Source organism: Pseudomonas sp. TSO6 (genome assembly GCF_056098905.1).
The window spans coordinates 16,235-38,757 of sequence record NZ_JBLZWV010000013.1 but is presented as its reverse complement, the minus strand read 5'-3'; the positions used below and the strand labels follow the sequence as shown (position 1 = coordinate 38,757).

Annotated in this window: 22 protein-coding genes and 1 pseudogene; 9 read left to right on the top strand and 14 right to left on the bottom strand. The window is 63.3% G+C overall.

Annotated features, from left to right (window positions below; translation table 11 throughout):
- Positions 1 to 47: 47 nt before the first annotated feature.
- Positions 48 to 1,523, bottom strand: a complete 1,476-nt coding sequence (locus ACN6NG_RS04275) for a helicase HerA-like domain-containing protein (RefSeq protein ID WP_063422268.1) — start codon at positions 1,521 to 1,523, stop codon at positions 48 to 50.
- A 170-nt stretch (positions 1,524 to 1,693) separates the two neighbouring features.
- On the opposite strand from ACN6NG_RS04275, the pseudogene ACN6NG_RS04270 reads away from it, so the two are divergent.
- The 5 genes and pseudogenes from ACN6NG_RS04270 to ACN6NG_RS04250 form a co-directional block, all read left to right on the top strand.
- A pseudogene (locus ACN6NG_RS04270) lies at positions 1,694 to 2,710 on the top strand (cache domain-containing protein); the annotation flags it as partial.
- Between the two features lie 93 nt (positions 2,711 to 2,803).
- Entirely contained in the window at positions 2,804 to 3,568 is a 765-nt protein-coding gene (locus ACN6NG_RS04265) for a methyl-accepting chemotaxis protein (protein WP_421666950.1), read from the top strand.
- Positions 3,569 to 3,805: 237 nt separating this feature from the next.
- Entirely contained in the window at positions 3,806 to 4,927 is a 1,122-nt protein-coding gene (locus tag ACN6NG_RS04260; RefSeq protein ID WP_063422270.1) for a glycosyltransferase family 4 protein, read from the top strand.
- Complete coding sequence (locus ACN6NG_RS04255) at positions 4,920 to 5,684, top strand: DUF2334 domain-containing protein (protein ID WP_063422271.1); 765 nt, start codon at positions 4,920 to 4,922, stop codon at positions 5,682 to 5,684. The genes ACN6NG_RS04260 and ACN6NG_RS04255 overlap by 8 nt, the downstream gene beginning before the upstream one ends.
- Entirely contained in the window at positions 5,681 to 6,673 is a 993-nt protein-coding gene (locus ACN6NG_RS04250) for a lysylphosphatidylglycerol synthase transmembrane domain-containing protein (RefSeq protein ID WP_059396081.1), read from the top strand. Before ACN6NG_RS04255 ends, ACN6NG_RS04250 begins: the two co-directional genes overlap by 4 nt.
- Before the next feature lie 288 nt (positions 6,674 to 6,961).
- Here the strand turns inward: ACN6NG_RS04250 and purU are convergent, their stop codons facing one another.
- Entirely contained in the window at positions 6,962 to 7,813 is an 852-nt protein-coding gene (purU, locus tag ACN6NG_RS04245) for a formyltetrahydrofolate deformylase (RefSeq protein ID WP_063422272.1), read from the bottom strand.
- Between the two features lie 285 nt (positions 7,814 to 8,098).
- Here purU and mvaT point away from each other — a divergent pair, with 285 nt between their 5' ends.
- Positions 8,099 to 8,476 carry a histone-like nucleoid-structuring protein MvaT gene (gene mvaT / locus ACN6NG_RS04240; RefSeq protein ID WP_016498109.1) on the top strand — a complete coding sequence of 126 codons (378 nt, stop codon included), beginning with the start codon at positions 8,099 to 8,101 and terminating at the stop codon, positions 8,474 to 8,476.
- 73 nt (positions 8,477 to 8,549) lie between these two features.
- Here the strand turns inward: mvaT and sbcB are convergent, their stop codons facing one another.
- The 3 genes from sbcB to ACN6NG_RS04225 all read right to left on the bottom strand — a co-directional run bounded on the left by sbcB (position 8,550) and on the right by ACN6NG_RS04225 (position 10,895).
- Positions 8,550 to 9,983, bottom strand: a complete 1,434-nt coding sequence (gene sbcB / locus ACN6NG_RS04235) for an exodeoxyribonuclease I (RefSeq protein WP_197898154.1) — start codon at positions 9,981 to 9,983, stop codon at positions 8,550 to 8,552.
- Positions 9,984 to 10,025: 42 nt separating this feature from the next.
- On the bottom strand, positions 10,026 to 10,385 hold the full coding sequence (locus tag ACN6NG_RS04230; RefSeq protein ID WP_016498107.1) for a PilZ domain-containing protein: 360 nt from the start codon (positions 10,383 to 10,385) through the stop codon (positions 10,026 to 10,028).
- 123 nt (positions 10,386 to 10,508) lie between these two features.
- Positions 10,509 to 10,895: a tetratricopeptide repeat protein gene (locus tag ACN6NG_RS04225; RefSeq protein ID WP_353457397.1), complete on the bottom strand. Its 387-nt coding sequence runs from the start codon at positions 10,893 to 10,895 to the stop codon at positions 10,509 to 10,511.
- Between the two features lie 179 nt (positions 10,896 to 11,074).
- On the opposite strand from ACN6NG_RS04225, the gene pyk reads away from it, so the two are divergent.
- Positions 11,075 to 12,529: a pyruvate kinase gene (gene pyk, locus ACN6NG_RS04220; RefSeq protein WP_016498105.1), complete on the top strand. Its 1,455-nt coding sequence runs from the start codon at positions 11,075 to 11,077 to the stop codon at positions 12,527 to 12,529.
- A gap of 35 nt (positions 12,530 to 12,564) precedes the next feature.
- Here the strand turns inward: pyk and ACN6NG_RS04215 are convergent, their stop codons facing one another.
- On the bottom strand, positions 12,565 to 13,485 hold the full coding sequence (locus ACN6NG_RS04215) for an iron-sulfur-binding ferredoxin reductase (protein ID WP_474313025.1): 921 nt from the start codon (positions 13,483 to 13,485) through the stop codon (positions 12,565 to 12,567).
- A 346-nt stretch (positions 13,486 to 13,831) separates the two neighbouring features.
- Here ACN6NG_RS04215 and ACN6NG_RS04210 point away from each other — a divergent pair, with 346 nt between their 5' ends.
- Positions 13,832 to 15,355 carry a fumarate hydratase gene (locus ACN6NG_RS04210; RefSeq protein ID WP_016498103.1) on the top strand — a complete coding sequence of 508 codons (1,524 nt, stop codon included), beginning with the start codon at positions 13,832 to 13,834 and terminating at the stop codon, positions 15,353 to 15,355.
- Positions 15,356 to 15,398: 43 nt separating this feature from the next.
- Here ACN6NG_RS04210 and ACN6NG_RS04205 read toward each other — a convergent pair whose 3' ends face one another.
- Both ACN6NG_RS04205 and ACN6NG_RS04200 read right to left on the bottom strand, forming a co-directional pair.
- Positions 15,399 to 16,271: a carbon-nitrogen hydrolase family protein gene (locus ACN6NG_RS04205; protein WP_197898153.1), complete on the bottom strand. Its 873-nt coding sequence runs from the start codon at positions 16,269 to 16,271 to the stop codon at positions 15,399 to 15,401.
- Complete coding sequence (locus ACN6NG_RS04200) at positions 16,268 to 16,858, bottom strand: GNAT family N-acetyltransferase (RefSeq protein WP_016498101.1); 591 nt, start codon at positions 16,856 to 16,858, stop codon at positions 16,268 to 16,270. The genes ACN6NG_RS04205 and ACN6NG_RS04200 overlap by 4 nt, the downstream gene beginning before the upstream one ends.
- Before the next feature lie 115 nt (positions 16,859 to 16,973).
- Between ACN6NG_RS04200 and ACN6NG_RS04195 the strand changes: the two genes are divergently transcribed.
- Positions 16,974 to 17,372: a nuclear transport factor 2 family protein gene (locus ACN6NG_RS04195; RefSeq protein ID WP_016498100.1), complete on the top strand. Its 399-nt coding sequence runs from the start codon at positions 16,974 to 16,976 to the stop codon at positions 17,370 to 17,372.
- Between the two features lie 126 nt (positions 17,373 to 17,498).
- On the opposite strand, the gene ACN6NG_RS04190 is transcribed toward ACN6NG_RS04195, so the two are convergent.
- The 6 genes from ACN6NG_RS04190 to ACN6NG_RS04165 all read right to left on the bottom strand — a co-directional run bounded on the left by ACN6NG_RS04190 (position 17,499) and on the right by ACN6NG_RS04165 (position 22,487).
- Positions 17,499 to 18,077 (bottom strand): DJ-1/PfpI family protein, encoded by a 579-nt coding sequence (locus ACN6NG_RS04190; protein ID WP_016498099.1) that lies wholly within the window; start codon positions 18,075 to 18,077, stop codon positions 17,499 to 17,501.
- Between the two features lie 44 nt (positions 18,078 to 18,121).
- Positions 18,122 to 19,279: a phospholipase D-like domain-containing protein gene (locus ACN6NG_RS04185; RefSeq protein ID WP_474313018.1), complete on the bottom strand. Its 1,158-nt coding sequence runs from the start codon at positions 19,277 to 19,279 to the stop codon at positions 18,122 to 18,124.
- A 1-nt stretch (position 19,280) separates the two neighbouring features.
- Complete coding sequence (locus tag ACN6NG_RS04180; RefSeq protein ID WP_474313016.1) at positions 19,281 to 19,862, bottom strand: YceI family protein; 582 nt, start codon at positions 19,860 to 19,862, stop codon at positions 19,281 to 19,283.
- Between the two features lie 44 nt (positions 19,863 to 19,906).
- Positions 19,907 to 20,203 carry a hypothetical protein gene (locus tag ACN6NG_RS04175; protein WP_063422278.1) on the bottom strand — a complete coding sequence of 99 codons (297 nt, stop codon included), beginning with the start codon at positions 20,201 to 20,203 and terminating at the stop codon, positions 19,907 to 19,909.
- Positions 20,200 to 21,282, bottom strand: coding sequence for a serine hydrolase domain-containing protein (locus ACN6NG_RS04170; protein ID WP_474313014.1), 1,083 nt, complete (start codon positions 21,280 to 21,282; stop codon positions 20,200 to 20,202). Before ACN6NG_RS04170 ends, ACN6NG_RS04175 begins: the two co-directional genes overlap by 4 nt.
- Before the next feature lie 317 nt (positions 21,283 to 21,599).
- A complete protein-coding gene (locus ACN6NG_RS04165; RefSeq protein ID WP_016498094.1) occupies positions 21,600 to 22,487 on the bottom strand; it encodes an acyl-CoA dehydrogenase family protein in 888 nt (295 codons plus the stop codon).
- Between the last annotated feature and the right edge of the window lie 36 nt (positions 22,488 to 22,523).

Below are 22,523 nucleotides of genomic sequence, written 5' to 3'. Positions count from 1 at the left end.
ACCTCTGTGGGAGCTGGCTTGCCGGCGATAGGGCCGGTACAGGCAAACTACCTTTTCTTGCCCCCCAGCAACGACCCCATCAACCCGCGCACCAGTTGCCGCCCCAACTGGTTGGCGGCTTGGCGCACTGCCGACTTGATAGCCTGCCCCGCCGCACTCTGCAGGAAGTCACCGGCCTTGTCGGCAAAGCTCTCCCCATCCGCCTTCGGCTGCGGGGCTGGCTCCACCGCCTCGCCCTTGCGCTGGGTCAGCATTTCATAGGCCGACTCACGGTCCACCGGCTTGTCATAGCGCCCCGCCAGCGGCGAAGCGGCAATCAGCGCACTGCGCTCGGCCGCACTCAGCGGCCCGATACGCGACTGCGGCGGTGCAATCAGCACCCGCTGCACCATGGCAGGCGTACCCTTCTCTTCCAGTGTCCCCACCAGCGCCTCGCCAATCCCCAGCTCGGTCAGCACCGCCAGGGTTTCGAACGCGGGGTTCGGGCGAAAGCCATCGGCCACTGCCCTCAGCGACTTCTGCTCCTTGGCGGTAAAGGCTCGCAGGCCATGCTGAATGCGCAACCCCAACTGGGCCAGCACCGCATCCGGCAAGTCACCCGGTGACTGGGTGACGAAGTACACCCCCACGCCCTTGGAGCGGATCAGCCGCACCACCTGCTCCAGGCGGTCCTGCAGCGCCTTGGGCGTACCGTTGAACAGCAAGTGCGCTTCATCGAAGAACAAGGCCAGTACCGGCTTGTCGGCATCTCCGCGCTCGGGCAACTGCTCGAACAGCTCGGCCAGCAGCCACAGCAGGAAGGTGGCGTACACCTTAGGCGCCTCATGCACCAGCCGGCTGGCGTCGAGCAGGTGGATGCGCCCACGGCCATCCGAGCCCGGCCGCAGCAGGTCTTCAAGCTGCAATGCCGGCTCGCCAAACAGCGCCTCGGCGCCCTGCTGTTCCAGGGTCGCCAGCCGCCGCAACAAGGCCTGGGTGGAGGCCGTGGTCATCAGTGCACTGTCTTCACCCAGCAATTGCGGGTTGTCCTTCAGGTGCGCCAGCAGCGCCTTGAGGTCCTTGAGGTCGAGCAGCAACAGGCCCTCTCGGTCGGCCACCTTGAAGGCCGCATACAGCGCCGCCTGCTGGCTGTCGGTAAGCTCCAGGAGGTTGCCCAGCAGCAACGGCCCCATTTCACTGAGGGTAGTGCGCAGCGGGTGGCCGGACTGCCCGGCGATGTCCCACAGGCTTACCGGGTAGGCCTGGGGCGTGTGCCCGAGCCAAGGCATACCGGCGATTCGCTCGGCCACCTTGCCCTGTGGTGTGCCAGCGGCACCCAGGCCACACAAGTCACCTTTGACATCGGCCGCGAATACGGCCACCCCTGCGTCGCTGAACACTTCTGCCAAGTGCTGCAAGGTCACGGTCTTGCCGGTGCCCGTCGCGCCCGCCACCAGGCCATGGCGGTTGGCCAGCCGCATCGCTTGCCCGACTGGCTGGCCATCCGGGCAAGCACCTACAACTATGGTCGATGTTTCCGACATCTCTGTAATCCTCTGCTCAAGCTTTACCTTAATTCGGCCGATACCTTTGGGTGATATTCGCCTTAATTAGAGAGGAACAACCGAAAAGGGACTTTTCGGGATGTTGCACTGCTTTGCGGCTCCACCCGTGCGAACGCCTGATATAACACCTTAGCGGAACCGATTACGCCATGAATAAAAGCCTTCGTTTCAGCCACAAGATTCTTTTGGCAGCATCATTGATCGTGATACTCGCCTTCAGCCTTTTCACGCTCTACAACGATTACCTCCAGCGTAATGCGATCCGCGAGGACCTGGAAAACTATCTGGCTGAAATGGGCGCCTCCACTTCGACCAACATCCGCAACCTGTTCGACGGCCGTATCAAGCTGGTGGAAAACCTGGCACAGAACATTGCCCAGGACCCCACCAACGCCGAAACCCTGATGGGCCAGAACGCGCTCATTTCCAGCTTCCTCACCGTTTACCTGGGCAAGGTGGACGGCGGCTTCAGCGTGCGCCCGGACGCAAAAATGCCCGATGGCTACGACCCACGCACGCGCCCCTGGTACAAGGACGGCATGAGTGCCGCCGGCGCGACACTGACCGAACCGTACATCGACATGACCACCAACAAGATGGTCATTGGCATCCTCAGCAAGGTTTCCAGCAGTGTCGGCGTGGTCGGTGGCGACCTGGCCCTGGACGGCCTGGTGCAGATCATCAACTCGCTGAACTTCGGCGGTATGGGCTACGCCTTCCTGGTCAACGACCAGGGCAAGGTCCTGGTGCACCCTGACAAAGACCTGGTGATGAAGTCGCTGTCGGACCTGTTCCCGCAGCACACGCCAAAACTGACCGGTGAGCTGACCGAAGTGCAAAGCGATGGCCACGCCCGCCTGCTGACCTTCACCCCGATCACCGGCCTGCCTTCGGCCAACTGGTACATCGGCCTGTCGGTGGACAAGGACAAGGCCTTCTCGATGCTCAGCACCTTCCGCACCTCGGCGGTGATCGCCACGGTGGTGGCGGTGGTGATCATCATTGGCCTGCTCGGCCTGCTGATCAACGTGCTGATGCAGCCGCTGCACACCATGACCCGCGCCATGGAAGACATCGCCGAGGGTGAAGGCGACCTGACCAAACGCCTGCGCATTCACAACCACGACGAGTTCGGCATCCTGGGGACCGCCTTCAACCGTTTCGTCGAGCGCATTCACAGCTCGATCAGCGAGGTGTCCTCGGCCACCGAGCAGGTCAACGAAGTGGCCCTGCGTGTCATCAGCGCCTCGAACTCGTCGATGACCAACTCTGACGAACAGTCCAACCGTACCAACAGCGTGGCCGCCGCCATCAACGAACTGGGCGCCGCCGCCCAGGAAATCGCCGGCAACGCTGCTCAGGCGTCGCAGCATGCCAGTTCGGCTCGCCTGCTGGCCGAAGAGGGGCAACAGGTGGTGGAGCGAAACATTGCGGCAATGAACCGCCTGTCCGACCTGATCGTCAGTTCCAGCGGGCACATCGAGACGCTGAACAACAAGACCGTCAACATTGGCCAGATCCTTGAAGTGATCACCAGCATTTCCCAGCAAACCAACCTGCTGGCGCTGAACGCCGCCATCGAAGCGGCCCGTGCCGGTGAAGCCGGCCGCGGCTTTGCCGTGGTAGCCGACGAAGTACGCAACCTGGCGCACCGCACCCAGGAATCGGCGCAGCAAGTGCAGACCATGATCGAAGAGCTGCAGGTTGGCGCCCGCGCGTCGGTCGACACCATGGACCAGAGCCAGCGCCACAGCCAGGACAGCGTGCAGATCGCCAACCAGGCCGGTGAGCGGCTGGACAGCGTTACCGTGCGCATCAGCGAGATCGACGGCATGAACCAGTCGGTGGCCACCGCCACCGAAGAGCAGACCGCCGTGGTCGAGGCGATCAACATGGACATCAACGAGATCAACATGCTCAACCAGGAAGGCGTGGAGAACCTGCAAGCCACCCTGCGCGCCTGCTCGGACCTTGAGCAGCAGGCCGGCCGCCTGAAGCAGCTGGTGGGCAGCTTCCGCATCTGACCGGAGCTACACCCTCCTCTGCAGGAGCAGCCTTGTGTTGCGAAGAGGCCAGTACAGGCAATACTGCCATGTTGCCTTCACCGGCCTCTTCGCAGCACAAGGCTGCTGCTACAAGGATTCCGAACTCCCCCTCTCCTCAAACCGATCGAACAAACTATCCTTCTGAAAGGTCCACCTTTAGGCGCGTCATCGCCGGCAGTTACCGCCGAATGACAGACCGAAGATGATCCCGGAGGGATGCTGATCGTGCACATCGCCGACATCACCATGTTCTACGCCCCGGCCAGCGGCGGCGTACGTACCTATCTTGATGCCAAACACCGCCGCCTTGACGCCATGCACGGCGTACGCCACAGCCTGCTGATCCCCGGTGCCAGTGCACAGCACGCCGATGGCATCTATCAAGTGCCCGCCCCGCCTCTGCCATTCGGCAAGGGTTACCGCTTCCCGGTACGCCTGGCACCCTGGTGCAGTGAACTGCGACGGCTCAAGCCCGACCTGATCGAAGTCGGCGACCCCTACCTGACCGCCTGGGCAGCGCTGGAGGCACGGCGTCAACTGGATGTGCCAGTGATCGGCTTTTACCATTCCGACCTGCCGTTACTGGTCAGCAACCGTATGGGCAACTGGTTCACGCCCAATGTCGAGGCTTATGTCAGCAAGCTGTACGGAAATTTCGACCGGGTGCTCGCGCCCAGCCAGGTAATGGCCGACAAATTGCGCCGCCTGGGCGTTCGCGATGTGCATGTGCAGCGCCTGGGCGTGGACCTGGCCACCTTCAACCCCGGCCAGCGCGACCCGCACCTGCGCGCAGAACTGGGCATTGCCGATACCAGCCGTTTGCTGATCTATGCCGGCCGCGGCTCGCGGGAAAAGAACCTGCCGGTGCTGCTCGACTGCATGAAGCAGCTGGGTGCCCCCTACCACCTGCTACTGGTGGGTTCGAATATGCCGGCCAACGTGCCGCGCAACGTCAGCGTGATCGACCACTTCTGCCCGGCCCCGGAAGTTGCCCGGCTGCTGGCCAGCGCCGACCTGCTGGTGCACGCCGGAGACCAGGAAACCTTCGGCCTGGTCATCCTCGAAGCGATGGCCAGCGCCACCCCCGTGGTGGCCGTGCGCGCCGGCGCCTTCGGCGAAATCGTCAACGAACAGTGCGGGCGCCTGTGCCGCCCCAACGATGGCCAGGCCATGGCAGCGGCCGTGCGCGAAGCGTTCGAGGCCGGCGTACGCCCACTCGGGGCGCAGGCTCGCCGCCACGTGGAACAGCACTATTCATGGGACAACGTGGTCTGCGGCCTGCTGCAACACTATCAGGCCGTGCTCGGCCACCCGCCGCAGGTGCGCGCCCATGGTTGAGGCACGGCCGGCGTCACGTAGCCTGATGCTGGTGCTGCATGATGTTGCGCCCGAGACCTGGCCGGACTACCAACCCTTCGTCGAAGCCGTCGACAGCCTCGGCGGCATCCCGATGACCTGGCTTGTGGTGCCGGACTTCCACCAGCGCAACCTGCTGCTGCGTTCTCCCACCTTCTGCCGCTTGCTTGACCGGCGCCTGGCTCAGGGCGACGAACTGGCCTTGCACGGCTATTACCATGCCGACAACGGCCCGCCGCCCCGCACGCCCGGCGACTACTTCATGCGCCGTATCTACACCCACGAAGGTGAGTTCTACGGCCTCGACCAGCAGCAGGCCCTGCAACGGCTGGAGCGCGGCCTGGCAATGTTCCACCAGCAGGGCTGGCCTGTGGCCGGCTTTGTCGCGCCAGCCTGGCTGATGAGCGAGGGCACCCGCCAGGCCTTGCGCCGCCTGCCGCTGCGTTACACCAGCACGCCACAGCACCTGTACCGCTTACCGGACTTCACCGCGATTGAAGCCCCGGGGCTGGTGTGGAGTGCCCGCAGCGCCTGGCGCCGAGGGCTTTCAAGGGTGCTGTGCGACTGGCAATGCCGCCGTTGGCGCGATGCCGAGACCCTGCGCCTGGGCTTGCACCCGGTGGACATGCGCCACCGCACCTCCCGTGAATACTGGCTGAACACCTTGCGCAGCCTGCTGGCTCAAGGCCGCGAGCCACTGACCAAATCGGCCTGGCTGGACCGCCAGGCCAGCGCATGAACCGCCTGGCATGGGTGGGCCTGGCACTGCTCGCGGCATTGCTGGTGCCGATCCTGCTCGGTGGCAGCGAGCTGCTGCCGAGGCTGCAACGCTTCGACCCTGTGCTGATGCTCACTCTGCTGGGCATGATCCTGCTGTGCTGGGCGATCAACGCCATTCGCTTGCGCCTGTTGCTCGGCCAGCAAGGTGCCAGGCTTGGGCCACTGCGCAGCCTGGGCGTGGTCATGGCCACCGAATTTGCCATCTGCACCACCCCCGGCGGCAGCGGCGGGCCTTTGACCCTCATGGCCCTGCTGGCGCGTGACCGCATCAGCCCGGCACGCAGCGGCGCGGTATTCGCCATGGACCAGTTGAACGACCTGGTGTTTTTCTTCTGCGCAATGCTGGCGATAGCCGGTTACGCACTGTTCCACAGCCTGGGCCGCAGCCAGGAAAGCATGTTGCTGGGCAGTGCGCTGCTACTGTGCACAGCACTGGCCGGGGTGGCCGGGCTGCTGCGCTACCGCCGCCAGGTCATGCGCTTGAACGGCAGGCTGCTGCGGCGCCTGGGCATGAGCCAGCAGCGCAAACGCCGCTGGGCCCGCAAGCTGTTGCACTTCATGCACGCGCTGGCGCAGACCTGGCAGTTGCCCAAGCGCACGTTAAGCCTGGTGTTTACCCTGACCTGCCTACACTGGGGCCTGCGCTACAGCGTGTTGTATCTGGTATTGAGGGGGTTGGGGGTGGACCTGGCATGGATCCCCAGCTTTCTGGTGCAGATGCTGTCGCTCAGTGCCGGCCAGTTCAGCCTGCTGCCAGGGGGCGCGGGTGCCGCCGAGCTGACTTCGGCCAGCCTGCTGACGCCATGGGTGGGCAGTTCGACCGCAGCCGCGGCGATCCTGATATGGCGGGCGGTTACTTACTACTTTTATCTGCTGGCGGGCGGCCCGGTGTTCGTGTGCCTGCTGGCGCGTCCGTTGCTGGAGCGCTGGCGGCGTCAGGCGGGTTGAGCTGTTGCCAGAGTTCGGCAGCGCCGGGGAAGTCGGTGCCGTCGCTGTCATCCAGGGCTTCGGGGTCGTAGCGGGCCAGGCAACCTTCGCCGAGAGTGGGAGGCGGTGAGGCGGTGGGGTTGTTGCGTTGTTTGGCCATCGGTGTTCCTTTCAAGATTGCAGGGGGGCGCTTTGCGCCCCTTTCGCCGGCAAGCCAGCTCCTACAGGGATCGCATATGGCTTGAAGTGTGTGCGATCGAAGTGGGCGCTGGCTTGCCGGCGATGGGCTGCAAGGCAGCCCCTGCATCATCAATCGAATACGACAGTCTTGTTGCCATGCACCAGCACCCGGTCTTCCAGGTGATAACGCAGGCCACGGGCCAGAACCATCTTCTCCACATCACGGCCAAAGCGGACCATGTCCTCGATGCTGTCGGCATGGCTGACACGCACCACGTCCTGCTCGATGATCGGGCCGGCGTCGAGCTCTTCGGTGACGTAGTGGCAGGTCGCGCCGATCAGTTTCACCCCACGCAGGGAGGCCTGGTGGTAAGGCTTGGCGCCGACGAACGACGGCAGGAAGCTGTGGTGGATGTTGATCACCTTTTCAGCAAAGTCCCGGCACAGTTGCGGTGGCAGGATCTGCATGTAACGGGCCAGCACCACCACATCGGCGGCGTGCTCCTGGACCAGGCGCGACACTTCGGCAAAGGCCGGTGCCTTGTCCTTGGGGTCGACCGGCACGTGGAAGAACGGAATGCCGTGCCACTCGACCATACTGCGCAGGTCGTCGTGGTTGGAAATCACGCATGGGATCTCGCAATCCAGCTCATCGGTGTGCCAGCGGTGCAGCAGGTCGGCCAGGCAGTGCGACTCGCGGCTGGCCATCAGTACCACGCGCTTTTTCTGCGCCGAGTCGGTAATACGCCAAGTCATGGAGAACTCTTCGGCGATGGGCGCAAACGCTTCGCGGAAGGCTTCGATACCGAACGGCAGCGATTCGGCGCGGATCTCATGGCGCATGAAGAACCAGCCGCTCTGCTCATCAGAATGGTGGCTGGCTTCGTTGATCCAGCCATTGTACAAGGCCAGGAAATTACTGACTTTCGCCACGATGCCTACACGGTCGGGGCAGGCGATCACCAGACGATAGGTGCGCATGAATGAGACTCCAGAACTTCGCAAAGACGCCTATTCTAGCGGCCCGCCCGAAAAAACGCAGTATTGATCGCAGGCACGATGACGTATGCCGGTCGCCATACGCGGCGCAGGCATTGTCTGACAGACATGACGAAATGCGGGGGTTGTAAGTAAATTTTTGTTCACGTAGCGAAATGTTGTCGCAGCTTAATTAACAGTTAATCGCGGAATATCATGTTTACTTGCGAGTATGGCCTGTCTATTATTGCCCCACACATTTCTGAACACGCATTAAAGGAACACTCCATGTCCCTGATCAACGAGTACCGCGCCACCGAAGAAGCCATCAAGGAACTTCAGGCCCGCCTGGCCAACCTGTCGCAGGATGACAAGCTGAAGAAAGAACTGGAGTTCGAAGGCAAACTGCGCACACTGATGGGCGAGTACTCCAAATCGCTGCGCGACGTGATTGCCCTGCTCGACCCAGAGTCGAAACTGAGCAAGGCACCTCGCGGCGCGGTCAAGCCTACTGCCACCAAACGTGCGCGCAAGGTCAAGCAATACAAAAACCCGCACAACGGTGAAGTGATCGAAACCAAAGGCGGCAACCACAAGACCCTGAAAGAGTGGAAAGCCACTTGGGGTGGTGATGTGGTTGAGAGCTGGGCAACCCTGCTGGACTGATTGTCCGCATTTGCCTTTTGCTTAACGCAACAAAAACGCCGGCACATTGCCGGCGTTTTTGTTTGCGCCGCTGTCAGTCAATTGCAAATTGTGTCTGCAATTGCCGGGCATGCATTTGCCAAGCCTCCAGTACACGCCGGCCAGCCTCGTCAGCGCCTTCCCAGGCTTGCTGACGCGCCTGCTCGAAGTCGCCCAGCGTATTGGGTGCTCCCCACTGCGGGTCACTCAGGCGTTGCTGACAGAAGCCATACCAGCGCTGGCGTTCTTCGCTGGTCAAGGTCTCAGGGAAGTTGCGCGCCCGATAGCGGAACAGCAATTCCGGTAAACGCGGGTCATCGAACATCCACTGGCCACGGCCCAATTGCGCGGGTTCCAGCGCACGCACTTGCTCACATAAGCGGCGGTCTCGGTCCCCCACAAAACCGTCATACAACTGCTGTTCCGGGTCTTCACTCGGGGCGAAGTCTTCCTTGCCGTAGATGTGCTCCAGCTTGTCTTGCCATTGCGCCTGTTGATTAGCCAACTGCTCGCCACGCAATTGTAACAACGTCAAGTCCAGGCCCAATCGTTGTTGATCGGCCGGACGCAATACCGACAATGGCGCCAGTACCGGGCAGCGATTGATCTGCACCAATTTGAGCGGCACCGGTAATTCACCCTCGGCCAGCGCATCGTGACGGGTATACAAGCGCTGGCGTAGAACCTCAGCATTTTCCCTTAGTAACGGTAGGGATTCCTGATGCAAGTCGCAGACGATCAGCGCATTGCGATTACGCGGGTGCCAGGCTAATGGCAATACGACACCCAGGTAATTACGCGCCGCCGAAAAGCGCCCGGATATATGCACCAGTGGCTGCAACAAACGGATCTGTTCCATCACTTTATGCTTGCTGCGCAACTGGAAGAGCCAGTCATACAACTTGGGCTGTTTTTGCCGAATCAGACGGGCCAGGGCAATGGTTGCCCGCACGTCGGAAAGCGCCTCGTGGGCATGCCCATGGTCAATGCCATTGGCCTTGCTCAACAGTTCAAGCCGCAGGCTGGTGCGCCCATCCTGTTGTGGCCATTGAATACCGTCAGGGCGCAAGGCGTAGGCGGTCCGCACGATGTCGATCAGGTCCCAGCGGCTGTTGCCGCCCTGCCACTCCCGGGCATACGGGTCGAAAAAGTTACGGTACAAACTGTAGCGGGTCACTTCATCGTCGAAGCGCAGGGTGTTGTAGCCAGCGCCACAGGTACCCGGCTGTGCCAGTTGCGCATGCACCCGGGTCATGAACTCGGCCTCGCACAGGCCTTGCTCGGCCAGCAACTGCGGGGTGATGCCTGTCACCAGGCAAGCCGCCGGGTGCGGCAGGATGTCGTCGGAAGGCCGGCAATAAAGGCTGATCGGCTCGTCGATTTCGTTAAGGTCGAAATCGGTGCGCACGCCGGCCACCTGCAGTGGCCGGTCGCAACGCGGGTTGATGCCGGTGGTTTCGTAGTCGTGCCAGAAAATGCTTGAGGTCACGGGGTCGTCCTGTATCAAGGTCGACCCGATTCTAGCGCAGCCTCATACAGAAGCGTTGGCAGGAAGGAAACTGAAATAATCACGCAGTGAGCGCACGAACTCGTCGAATTCGCGGGGCGCCTGCAACAGCATGAAGCCCGAATCGTAGTGCCCGGGCGTCTGGTCTTCGCGGCACCACAGGCAACTGGCGGTCAGGTTGACGAACTGATGCCCGCCGCCGACCAGCGGCAAGCGCAATTGCAGTTCGTAATCGGGCCCTACCAGCACAGGCAGCTGGCTGATTACCATCAGGCCATCCTCGGAGGCATTACCCAGCTGGCCGATTTCTTGACCGGTAAAACGGTTGAATACCTTGAGGACACAAGGCAGTTGATGGCGTTCGATGTGGCGCTTGTTGAACATGATCGCGAGTGTATTCCGTACCTGATGCCAGGAATACAAGGTACTGGCGGTTGTTGTAACAGCTGAGTTACAGATTAGCGCAGGGCGCGCCGCAAATCTCGTGAAATAAACCACACCTTGGTGTTATCGCCAAGGTGTGGCCGTCACCGGGTTGGCCACAGCCGCTTCGCCGCTACGGGCATGGCCAAGTTTTTCAAGAGTCTGCAGGCGCGCCCGGGCACGATAGGCGTACTCGTTGCCCGGGTACTTCTGGATCAGGTACTGGTAAGTCTGCGCGGCGTCCACGTAAAGCGCCTGGCGCTCCAGGCACTGGCCACGCAGCAGCGACACCTCCGGATGGATGAACGGCCGCGAACGGCTGGTGCGGTCGACCTGCGACAGCTCCAGCATGACCCGTGCGCAGTCGCCACGATCGTAGGCGCGGTAGGCATTGTTCAGGTGGTGGTCCATGGACCAGCGGGTGCAGCCGACGGCGCTGGCCGCCAGGGCTAAAACGATCAGGGCTCGCATGGGGATCTCCTTTGATGCCTGTGTATCGGCCAACGCCAACAAATCTTCACAGGCTTTTGCAAGGATACCCCGACCGTTCAAATGCCACCCTGCCTTGGTCGCAGGTAGTGCAACGGAACAATGACTACAGCGAGATTCAGGAGTAGCCTTTCGCTGCGCTTCACTATAGGAGTCTGTGCATGACCATCCGCCGTACCAAAATCGTCGCCACCCTTGGCCCCGCCAGCAACTCGCCGGAAGTGATCGAGCAACTGATCCTTGCCGGCCTGGACGTGGCACGCCTGAACTTCTCCCACGGCACTCCGGACGAGCACAAGGCCCGCGCCCGCCTGATCCGTGACATCGCCGCCAAGAACGGCCGCCATGTCGCGCTGCTGGGCGACCTGCAGGGTCCGAAGATCCGCATCGCCAAGTTCGCCAACAAGCGCATCGAATTGAAGATCGGTGACAAGTTCACCTTCTCCACCGCCCACCCGTTGACCGAAGGCAACCAGGACATCGTCGGTATCGATTATCCCGACCTGGTCAAGGACTGCGGCGTCGGTGACGAACTGCTGCTCGACGATGGCCGTGTGGTCATGCGCGTCGAAACCGCCACTGCAGACGCCCTGCACTGCGTGGTGATCATCGGTGGCCCGCTGTCGGACCACAAAGGCATCAACCGTAAAGGTGGCGGCCTGACCGCGCCGGCCCTGACCGAAAAAGACAAGGCCGACATCAAACTGGCTGCGGAAATGGACCTGGACTACCTGGCCGTTTCCTTCCCGCGTGACGCCAGCGACATGGAATACGCACGCAAGCTGCGTGACGAGGCCGGCGGCAGCGCCTGGCTGGTGGCCAAGATCGAACGCGCCGAAGCGGTTGCCGACGACGAGACCCTCGACAAGCTGATCGCCGCCTCCGACGCGGTGATGGTTGCCCGTGGCGACCTGGGTGTGGAAATCGGCGACGCCGAGCTGATCGGCATCCAGAAAAAGATCATCCAGCACGCCCGCCGCAACAACAAGGCGGTGATCGTGGCGACCCAGATGATGGAGTCGATGATCCAGAACCCGATGCCGACCCGCGCTGAAGTGTCCGACGTGGCCAACGCCGTGCTGGACAACACCGATGCGGTGATGCTGTCGGCCGAAAGTGCTGCCGGTTCCTACCCGATCGAAGCCGTACAGGCCATGGCGCGGATTTGCCAAGGTGCCGAAAAGCATCCGACCAACCAGAAGTCCAGCCACCGCCTGCACACCACCTTCGAGCGTTGCGACGAAAGCATCGCCCTGGCGGCCATGTACACGGCCAACCACTTCCCGGGCGTGAAGGCGATCATCGCCCTGACCGAAAGCGGCTACACCCCGCTGATCATGTCGCGCCTGCGTTCGCACGTGCCGATCTTCGCCCTGTCACCGCACCGCGCCACCCAGGCTCGCGTCTCGATGTTCCGCGGCGTCTACCCGATCGCCTTCGACCCGGCCTCGCTGCCGGCCGACAAGGTAAGCCAGGCGGCAGTCGACGAACTGCTCAAGCGTGGCCTGGTGGAACAGGGTGACTGGGTGATCCTGACCAAAGGTGACAGCTACCACACCATCGGTGGCACCAACGGCATGAAGATCCTGCATGTCGGTGATCCGCTGGTCGGCTGATCTACCCCGGGGGCCGCTTTGCGGCCCCTTCTTGTTCAAGCATGCTCGACAAACACATCGGCAAACACCTGGTTCCTGGGCACCCCTGCAATAAACAGCCGCCGTGCAAACTGCTCCACGCTCGCCGGCGAGCCACATACCAGTGCAACCGTCTGCCGTGATGTCGGCCGCAATGCCGCAAGCGCTTCATCCAACTGCTCCGCCAGCACCAGCTCGACACTCACGCCTTCAATCCCTTGCAACGGCTCAGCCAGGTAATGCTGAACGTGGCCATGCGCCACATGCATCACCTTGATTTCCCCCTGATGCCCCTGCCGCATCGCCTCGCGCAAAATGCCCCACAAAGGCGCAAGCCCAGTACCCGTAGCCAGCAACCAGAGCGGTCGTCCTTGCCAGTCCGGGTCGTAATGCAACGCTCCGCCCCTGAGCTCCCCCAAGCGCATCGAGTCGCCAACCTTGAACCCGCGGGCCTTGCTGCAAAAAGCACCGGGCCGCTCGCAGTCGATATGAAATTCAAGGAAGTCGTCTTCACCCGGCAGGCTTGCCAGGGAATAGGGCCGCGCTACCGCCCCGCTCCACAACACCACATGCTGGCCCGCCTGATATCGCACTGCGCGCTCTGGGCGCAGGCGCAAGCGCAGCACGTCACCGAACCAGTCCAGTGCGCAAACCTGTGCGGGAATGCCATCCTGCTGCGGGTCGAACACCGCCACACGCAGGTCACCCACTACCCGGCACTGGCAAGCCAGTCGCCAGCCCTGGGCGTGTTTCTCCAGCGCTAATGCCTCGGGCAAGGCGTCCGCTGGCAGCCCGTCCAGGCAATGCACCAGGCAGGCATGGCAGCTACCGGCGCGGCAACTGTAGGGCACATTCAACCCGGCCTCGTTCAAGGCATCGAGCAGGTTGCTGCCGGTCGGCACCGCCCAGCGGCGCTCGCCCACGCAAATTTCGGGCATTGTCAGCTATCTCTCCTGGCTCTTTATCTTGCCGGGGCCGCTTTGCGGCCCAATCGCCGGCAAGCCAGCTCCCACAGATCAGTGCAAGCTGCTTGGCGGCGATTGGGCTGCAAGCCAGCCCCCATCAAGCATCCTATCTCTTCAGCCAGACAGCAAGAACAGTGCCTGCCCGCGGCCGACCATGGTCCAGACCGGCCGAAGGTGTGCCCGGCACAGATGCGCGCTATACTGCCGCGCCTTTTTCCGCCGGCCTGACCTGCCGGCGCCTTGCAAGACGTTTCGACATGCTGGTCGGCACCGTCGAGCGTCTTTATGAATGTTCCCGTCTTTAAGAGGAGCGCGCTGCATGACCGTGATCAAGCAAGACGACCTGATTCAGAGCGTCGCCGACGCCCTGCAATTCATTTCGTACTACCACCCCGTCGATTTCATCCAGGCCATGCACGAGGCCTATCTGCGTGAAGAGTCGCCTGCTGCGCGTGACTCCATCGCCCAGATCCTGATCAACTCGCGCATGTGCGCCACCGGCCACCGCCCGATCTGCCAGGACACCGGTATCGTCACCGTGTTCGTGCGCGTGGGCATGGACGTACGCTGGGACGGCGCCACCCTGAGCGTCGACGACATGATCAACGAAGGTGTGCGTCGCGCCTACAACCTGCCTGAAAACGTGCTGCGCGCTTCGATCCTGGCCGACCCGGCCGGTGCCCGCAAGAACACCAAGGACAACACCCCGGCAGTGATCCACTACTCCATCGTCCCCGGCGACAAGGTCGAGGTCGATGTCGCAGCCAAAGGCGGCGGTTCGGAGAACAAGTCGAAGATGGCCATGCTCAACCCGTCCGACTCGATCGTCGACTGGGTGCTGAAGACCGTCCCGACCATGGGTGCTGGCTGGTGCCCGCCTGGCATGCTCGGCATCGGCATCGGCGGTACCGCCGAGAAGGCCGCCGTCATGGCCAAGGAAGTGTTGATGGAGTCCATCGACATCCACGAGCTGAAAGCCCGTGGCCCGCAGAACCGTCTGGAAGAAATCCGCCTGGAGCTGTTCGAGAAGGTCAACCAGCTGGGCATCGGTGCCCAGGGCCTGGGTGGCCTGACCACCGTGCTCGACGTCAAGATCATGGACTACCCGACCCACGCCGCGTCGCTGCCGGTGTGCATGATCCCCAACTGCGCCGCCACCCGTCACGCCCACTTCGTGCTCGATGGCTCCGGCCCGGCCGAACTGGAAGCGCCGTCGCTGGACGCCTACCCGGAAATCGTCTGGGAAGCCGGCCCAAGTGCCCGCCGCGTCAACCTCGACGACATCACCCCGGAAGAAGTTGCCAGCTGGAAACCGGGCGAAACCATCCTGCTCAACGGCAAGATGCTGACCGGCCGCGATGCCGCGCACAAGCGCATGGTCGAAATGCTCAACCGTGGCGAAGAGCTGCCGGTGGACCTGAAAGGCCGCTTCATCTACTACGTAGGCCCGGTCGACCCGGTCGGTGACGAAGTGGTAGGCCCTGCCGGCCCGACCACCGCTACCCGCATGGACAAGTTCACCCGCCAGATCCTTGAGCAGACCGGCCTGCTGGGCATGATCGGCAAGTCCGAGCGTGGCCCGACCGCCATCGAAGCGATCAAGGACAACAAGGCCGTGTACCTGATGGCCGTTGGTGGCGCTGCCTACCTGGTGGCCCAGGCCATCCGCAAGTCGAAGGTCCTGGCCTTCGCCGAGCTGGGCATGGAAGCGATCTACGAGTTCGACGTCAAGGACATGCCGGTTACCGTTGCCGTAGACAGCAACGGTGAGTCGGTACACATCACTGGCCCTGCCCTGTGGCAGAGCAAGATTGCCGAAAGCCTGGCCGTCGAAGTGAAGTAAACCTGATGTAACAGCGGCGCCTGCTTTGCGGGCGCCACTGTCTTCACAAGACTCTGTCAAACTGCTCCGGCCAGTCCCTGCGGGTAAACACCTGCCCTTCCCGCCTCACACGCCGCACTTCCTCCAGGTCCACCTCACACACCAGCCACTGGCTGCACGCCGGGCTCACTGCCTCGCTCAACGCCACCACTCCATCCCCCGGCATCCCGTGATCCGGCGGAACGAACAACCCTGCCCGCCCGATATTCTCGTCCAACGCAGGCGACCATGGCGCATGCCCCACCGTAGGGCTCTGCAATACGGCAATCTGGTTCTCCAGTGCCCGCGCCTGGGCGCCGATGCGTACCCGGTGGTAACCCGCCTCGGTATCGGTACAGCTGGGCGCCAGGATCAGGTCGGCACCCGCCTCGGCCAGGCCCCTGGCCAGCATGGGGAATTCATTGTCATAACAGATCAAAATCCCCAGGCGCCCCAACTCGGTGTCGAACACCTGTAGCCCCTGGCCCGCCGCGATGTCCCACTGCTCTCGCTCGAACCGGGTCATCATCAGCTTGTCCTGGTAACCCAGCGCACCCTTGGGGCCGAACAGCCAGGCACGGTTGCGGTACCGCCCATCGCTGTCCAGCACCGGCACGCTGCCCGGTTGCAGGTAGATTCCCCAGCGCCGGGCAAGGCTCTCACACAGCGCCCTCCATGGCTCGATCAACGGCTGGATGCCGGCAATCGAAGCCTTCAGGTCACCCCGCTGCTCGGCACTCAGTTGGCCGCTCAATACCAGACCGGCGTATTCCGGCAGCAGCAGCAAGCGTGCGCCCGCCTCCACGGCCTCGGCGCACAGGCCCTGCAGGTGGTCGGCGTAGGCGTCCCAGGTTTCATGCAGTTCGATGGCGTACTGGCAGGCCGCCAGGCGGATCATATCGGCAGTTCCTTCAGCCAGAATGACATCAGCTTGTCGGAGCTTTCTTGTTCATCCAGGTCGCGCCAGGCGTAGGTGGTACGCAATGACGGGTCATGCAGGAAGCCGCGGTTGCGCCAGAAACCGTGCAAAGGTTTGTAGTCTGCCGGCCGTCGCGGGTGCACACCTGGCCGCTCCACCGCGCAGAACGCGCAGTAATCGAACTCAGCCAGTTTGTGCGCATAGGACTCGCGTTCGATGAAGAAGCGCACGCCCAGGCCCTGGCCACGGTACTCCGGCAGCACCAGCGACTCACCGAAGTAATACACGCTGGCCGGGTCGCGGCCCTGGGCCAGGAACGGCTGCTGGAACTCGGGGGCGACATCCACCAGCGGCAGGCCGGTGGAAGCGCCTACCACCTTGCCGTCGTCCAGCGCCAGCACCACCAGGCTACGCCCGGAGCGCGCATAGGCGGCCAGGTAGTCAGCCTCGTACTCCGGGGTACCGTCGTACAGGTAGGGAAACTCGCGAAACACGCTAAGGCGCAGGCGAGCGAGGTCATCGATGTATGGCGCGATAGCGGCGCCGTGCAACAGGCGTATTTCCATGCGTGGCGGTCGTTTTGTCGATGTGGATGACGCGCTCGGCTAAGCCGGGCTTGAAGGGAAACCCTATCATCCGAGGCAGCGACCCGCCTTTTCCCTACACGACAGGTACTGTTCCATGACCGCTACCGAACTGGTAAATGCTTACTACGCCGCGTTCAACGCCGGCGACATGCCGGGCTTTCTCGCCCTGCTGAGCGAGGACGTGATCCACGACATCAACCAGGGCGAGCGGCAAATGGGCAAGGCCCGGTTTGCCGCGTTCATGGACAAGATGAACCGCTGCTACCGCGAACGCCTGGCCGATATCGTGGTGATGCAGAATGCCGACGGCAGCCGCGCGGCGGCGGAGTTCACCGTGCATGGCGAGTATCTGGCGGATGACCAAGGGTTGCCGGCAGCCAACGGGCAGACCTATGTGCTGCCGGCGGGGGCGTTTTTCTATATCCACTGCGGCAAGATTGCCCGGGTGACCAACTACTACAACCTCAATGACTGGGTTGAGCAAGTAGCCTAAGCCTGAGAGAGCTGCATTGCCTGTACCGGCCTCTTCGCAGCACAAGGCTGCTCCTACAGGGCCAGCACAAGACCTGAGTGTTGTGGGGTCCCTGTAGGAGCAGCCTTGTGCTGCGAAGGGGCCCGGTCAGACGATACGGGTACCCAGCACTTTCAGGAAGGCCGCCAGCCACGCCGGGTGGGCTGGCCAGGCCGGTGCAGTCACCAGGTTGCCATCCACATGGGCCTGGTCCACCGCGATGTCGATGAACGTGCCGCCCGCCAGACGCACTTCCGGCGCACACGCGGGGTACGCGCTGCATTCGCGCCCCTCCAGCACACCCGCCGCCGCCAACAGCTGAGCACCATGGCACACCGCCGCAATCGGCTTGCCGGCCTGGTCGAACGCCCGCACCAGCTCCAGCACTTTTTCATCCAGGCGCAGGTACTCCGGCGCACGGCCACCCGGGATCAGCAGCGCGTCGTAACTCTCGGGCCGCACCCGCACGAAGTCGTAATTCAGGGCAAAGTTGTGCCCCGGCTTTTCGCTGTAGGTCTGCTCACCCTCAAAATCATGGATGGCAGTGCGCACGGTCTGCCCCGCCAGTTTCTCCGGGCACACCGCATGCACGGTATGGCCCACCATGCTCAAGGCCTGGAACGGCACCATCGCTTCGTAATCCTCGACGTAGTCGCCCACCAGCATCAGAATCTTCTTCGCCGTCATCGCACCCACTCCTTCGGTTAACAGTCAATGCACGATAGCCGCTGTCAGTCACGGCGGTCGAGCACGTGGACCACCAGTCGGTCGATCCAGCCCCAGATCCGCTGCTTCACCCTGCGCCAGAGGGGGCGGGCATGCCAGTGGTCGAGGTCGACTTCCTGGCTCAAGGCAAAGTCGCGCTCGAAGCTGGCCACCACCGCCGCTGTCAACGGCGGGTCCAGCGCTTCGATGTTGGCCTCAAGGTTGAAGCGCAGGTTCCAGTGGTCGAAGTTGCACGACCCGACGCTGACCCAGTCGTCTACCACGGCCATCTTCAGGTGCAGGAAGCACGGTTGGTATTCGAAAATCCGCACCCCGGCGCGCAGCAGGCGTGGGTAGTAGCGGTGCCCGGCGTAGCGGACCGACGGGTGGTCTGTGCGTGGGCCGGTCAGCAACAGCCGCACATCAAGCCCCTTGCTGGCGGCACGGCGCAACGAACGGCGCACGCTCCAGGTCGGCAGGAAGTACGGCGTGGCCAGCCATACCCGTTGCTTGCCACTGTTCAGCGCCCGCACCAGCGAATGCAGGATGTCCTGATGCTGACGGGCGTCGGCATAGGCCACCCGGCCCATGCCCTGCCCGTGGGCAGGCAACTTGGGCAGGCGCGGCAGGCCGAAGCCTTCGGCAGGGCGCCAGGCGGTGCGGCGATTGTTGGCGGACCACTGGCGGTCGAACAGCAGTTGCCAGTCGGTTACCACCGGCCCTTGAATCTGCACCATCACCTCATGCCATTCGCTGGTCGCGTCGCCCGGCTTCCAGAACTCGTCGGTTACGCCCGTGCCGCCCACCACCGCCCAGCGTTCGTCCACCAGCAAAAGCTTGCGGTGGTCGCGGTACAGGTTGCGCAGGCCACGCTTCCAGCGCAGGCGGTTGTACCAGCGCAGGTACACACCGGCTTCCAGCAGGCGCTGGCGCAGGGCGCTGTTGAAGGCCAGCGAGCCATAGTCATCGAACAGGCAACGCACCCGCACACCACGCCGGGCGGCCTGCTCCAGCGCTTCGACCACGGCCTCGGCACAGGCGCCGGCCTCGACCAGGTACAGCTCCAGGTCAACCTGAAACTCGGCACCCACGATTGCCGCCAGCATGCGCGGAAAGAACTCGGGGCCGTCGATCAGCAGTTCGAACTGGTTGCCATCCCGCCAGGGGAAGACCGGCCCCGGCATGTCAGCGGGCGGTGAAAATCAGCACCGCGCTAACCGGCACCGACGGGTTGATAGACTTGAGCCCGGCAAACTTGCGCAGGCTTTCCAGCCCCGGCAGCAAACCGAAATCCTCGGCGCGCAGCAGCAGCGGTTCCAGGGTCACGACCTGGAACCGCCGCGCATCCAGGCGAGTGGCCAGCAGCAAGGCGTTGTAGCTGTGCGACTGGCCATGCATTGTGACCGTCAGCGGCAGGCGCAACTCGATCTGTGCACCATCGGCCAGGTCATTGATCGGCCGCAGATCGATCTGCGCCTTTACCGTGGCCTCGGCGAAGCGCCCGACCTCGAACAGGTTGTCGCGCATTTGCTCGTCACGCAGCGGGATGCCGCTGCTGACAGAGTCCATCTCGATGCTCAGCCCCGCCACGCCTTTGCGGTCGACCGTGCCGTGCAGCACCAGAAAGCGGTGCACTTCGGCGGTGTCACCGTTCTTGCCGGTAATGAACGACAAGCGCGACGATTCGCCATCGAGGTGCCAATTGGCGTGGGCGGGCAGGCACAAAGCCAGCAACAAGGCGGGCAGCAAACGGGGCAGTTTGAACATGACAAATCTCGTGAAACCAGGCCGCCAACCTTACCCGCCCGCCTTCATGGCAGCAAGCGGCAGCCCTCGTGCAGGCCCTGCCAGGCAGCCTGGTTGCGCCGCCCAAGCCCTTCGGCGGTAACTAGCCGCTGCTGGCTGTTTTCCTCCAGCAGGCTCAGCGGCAGCCATTGCTTCACATAACCTTGGCAGTAGGCCTGCTCGAAGCCCATGACGAAGCGGCACGAGCAGTATTCCTTGGCCGAGTAGGCCGAGAGGATGCCGGGGAAATCCGCCAGCGCCTGACGCTCCTGCCAGGCCCAGAACAACAGGCCCAGCAGCACCACCAACAAGGCCCGCTTCATCTGCCCTCCCCGGCCAATGCCGCTAGTACCCGCTTGAGCAGTTCGTCGTGCTGGTAACTGCCGTCGCGGTCATCGGCATAGCGCACGATCACCAGCTTTTGCGCGGGCAATACGTACAACGCCTGGCCCCAGTGGCCAAGGGCGGCGTAGGTGTCTTCGGGCGCACTCGGCCAAGGCCGCGCGGCGCCGGCCAGCGGATGGTTGAGCCACCAGTGGCCGCCAGGATTGGCCTCACCCGGCACAGGTTCGGCATGGTCAAACGCTGTGCGGTTGAAGGCCACCCAGGCCTTGGGCAGCAGTTGCCGGCCTTGCCAACGGCCGTCGCGCTGCATCAGCAAGCCGATACGCGCCAGGTCACGGGCGCTGAGGTACAGATAGGAAGAGCCCACGTAGGTGCCCGCCCGGTCACGCTCCCACACTGCGCTGTCGACACCCAGCGGGGTGAACAGCGCGTGCCAAGGGTAATCGGGATATTGCCCGGCATCCAGCATGCCGCGCAGCGCGGCGGCCAGGAGGTTGCTGTCGCCACTGGAGTAGAGGAATCGCTGACCGGGGCTGGCCGACGCGCCCCGCGCCGCCGTATAGGCCGCCATGTCCTCGCGGCCACGGGTATACAGCATGGCCACCACCGAGGACTTGAGCGGGGCGTATTCGTAGTCTTCCTGCCAGTCCAGGCCACTGGCCCAGTGCAGCAGATCGGCCATGCGTATGCCCGGATGACCGCGCATGGCGGGGTAGAAACGGGTGACCGGATCTTCCAGCTGGAAGCGTCCTTCGCCTTGGGCCACGCCCATCAGCGTGGCGAGTACGCTCTTGCTTACCGACCAGGTCAGATGCGCGGTGGCGGCAGTGGTGGGGGCGGTGTAGCGCTCGTGGAGGATACGGCCGTCGCGGATGATCAGCACCGCGTCGGTGCGGATGCCGCTGCGGTCGGGGGCAGTGCGAGGGGGGAAGGCGTAGGCGTCGACGGCTTGCCAGTCGAACGTGGCAGGGTCGTTCTGCCAGGCAGGATCAGGCCATTCCTCGGCTTCGGCGGTTGCCAAGGCCAGGCAAAGAACCAGTAGCAGACCTTTCAGCATTGTGTTTCAGCTCGAAATTTTGGGGCTGCGGCGCAGCCCATCGCCGGCAAGCCAGCTCCCACAGGTACTGCACACACCTTGGGCATTGTGCGATCCATGTGGGGGCTGGCTTGCCGACGATGGGCCGCAGGACGGACCCCCGGGATCATCGGTTGAAAAAATCTATCAAGCCTTCATGGCAATTCCACAGGTACTGCACACACCTTGGGCACTGCACAAACCTTGGGCATTGTGCGATCCATGTGGGAGCTGGCTTGCCGGCGATGGGCCGCAAGGCGGCCCCCGGGATCATCGGTTCACAAAAACCTATCAGGCCTTCATGACAATCCCGCAGCAGCCCAAGCCTTGTTCAGCCGCTTCTCTCTCGCCGCTGCGGCCAGCGTCATCACCCCTTGGTCACGCTGCCAGATTTGTGCCCAATGCACCGGCCCTGCCGCCAGGGCCGCATCGATCGCCCCCCGCAATGCCTGGAACTGCGCAAACAACCCGCCCAGCAACAAATGGCAACTCACGCTATCGGCACACTGCCGACTGCCCTCCGCACACCCTGCCAGCAGCCCAAGCAGCTGCAGCCGTAAATCCTGTGGCCAGGCGCTTTCCTGCCCCACGCCATACAGCCAGGCCGTAAGCGCCGTGAGCACATACAAGTCCTCCAGCGAGCGGAACGGCTTCACATAGGCATCCCAGCCGTCACCGGCCAGCAACTCGCACGTTGCCTGCTCCAGCAGCAAGCGCCCGTGGCCCACCTCCGGCATCAGCGGCAGGGTCGGCAATGGCTCCAGCGTCACGCCAGGTTCCCCGGGGTAGACCACCGCCAGGTTCAATTGTGGCGCCGCGCCTGCGGTTTCGCTGCGCGCCGCCACCAGCAGCCACTCCGCCTCCAGCCCGGCTGTGACAAAGTCCTTACTGCCGCTCAGCCGCAAACCGTCCAGGCGCGTATGCATGTCCGCCGGCCTTACGCTGCGCCGCTCGGTGGCACACAGGGCGCCGAGGCTGGCCGGTGCACTGGGCCACAGCACGCGCAAGGCGGCCTGGTAACCCACCAGAAAAGCCAGGCCCGGCGTGGCCATCGCGCGCCCGCCCAGTGCCGCCAGTTCGAAGGGGGCAACCGGGCCGAGGCGCTCGAGCAGCGCGGCATAGGTTTCACCCAGAGTGTCCGCCGGCGCGTGGCGAAGCGGGTCGTTCAATCGTTGCAACCAGGCCATCGGACGGCTCCTTGCTGGGGCTTTCTGGTCAAGGTT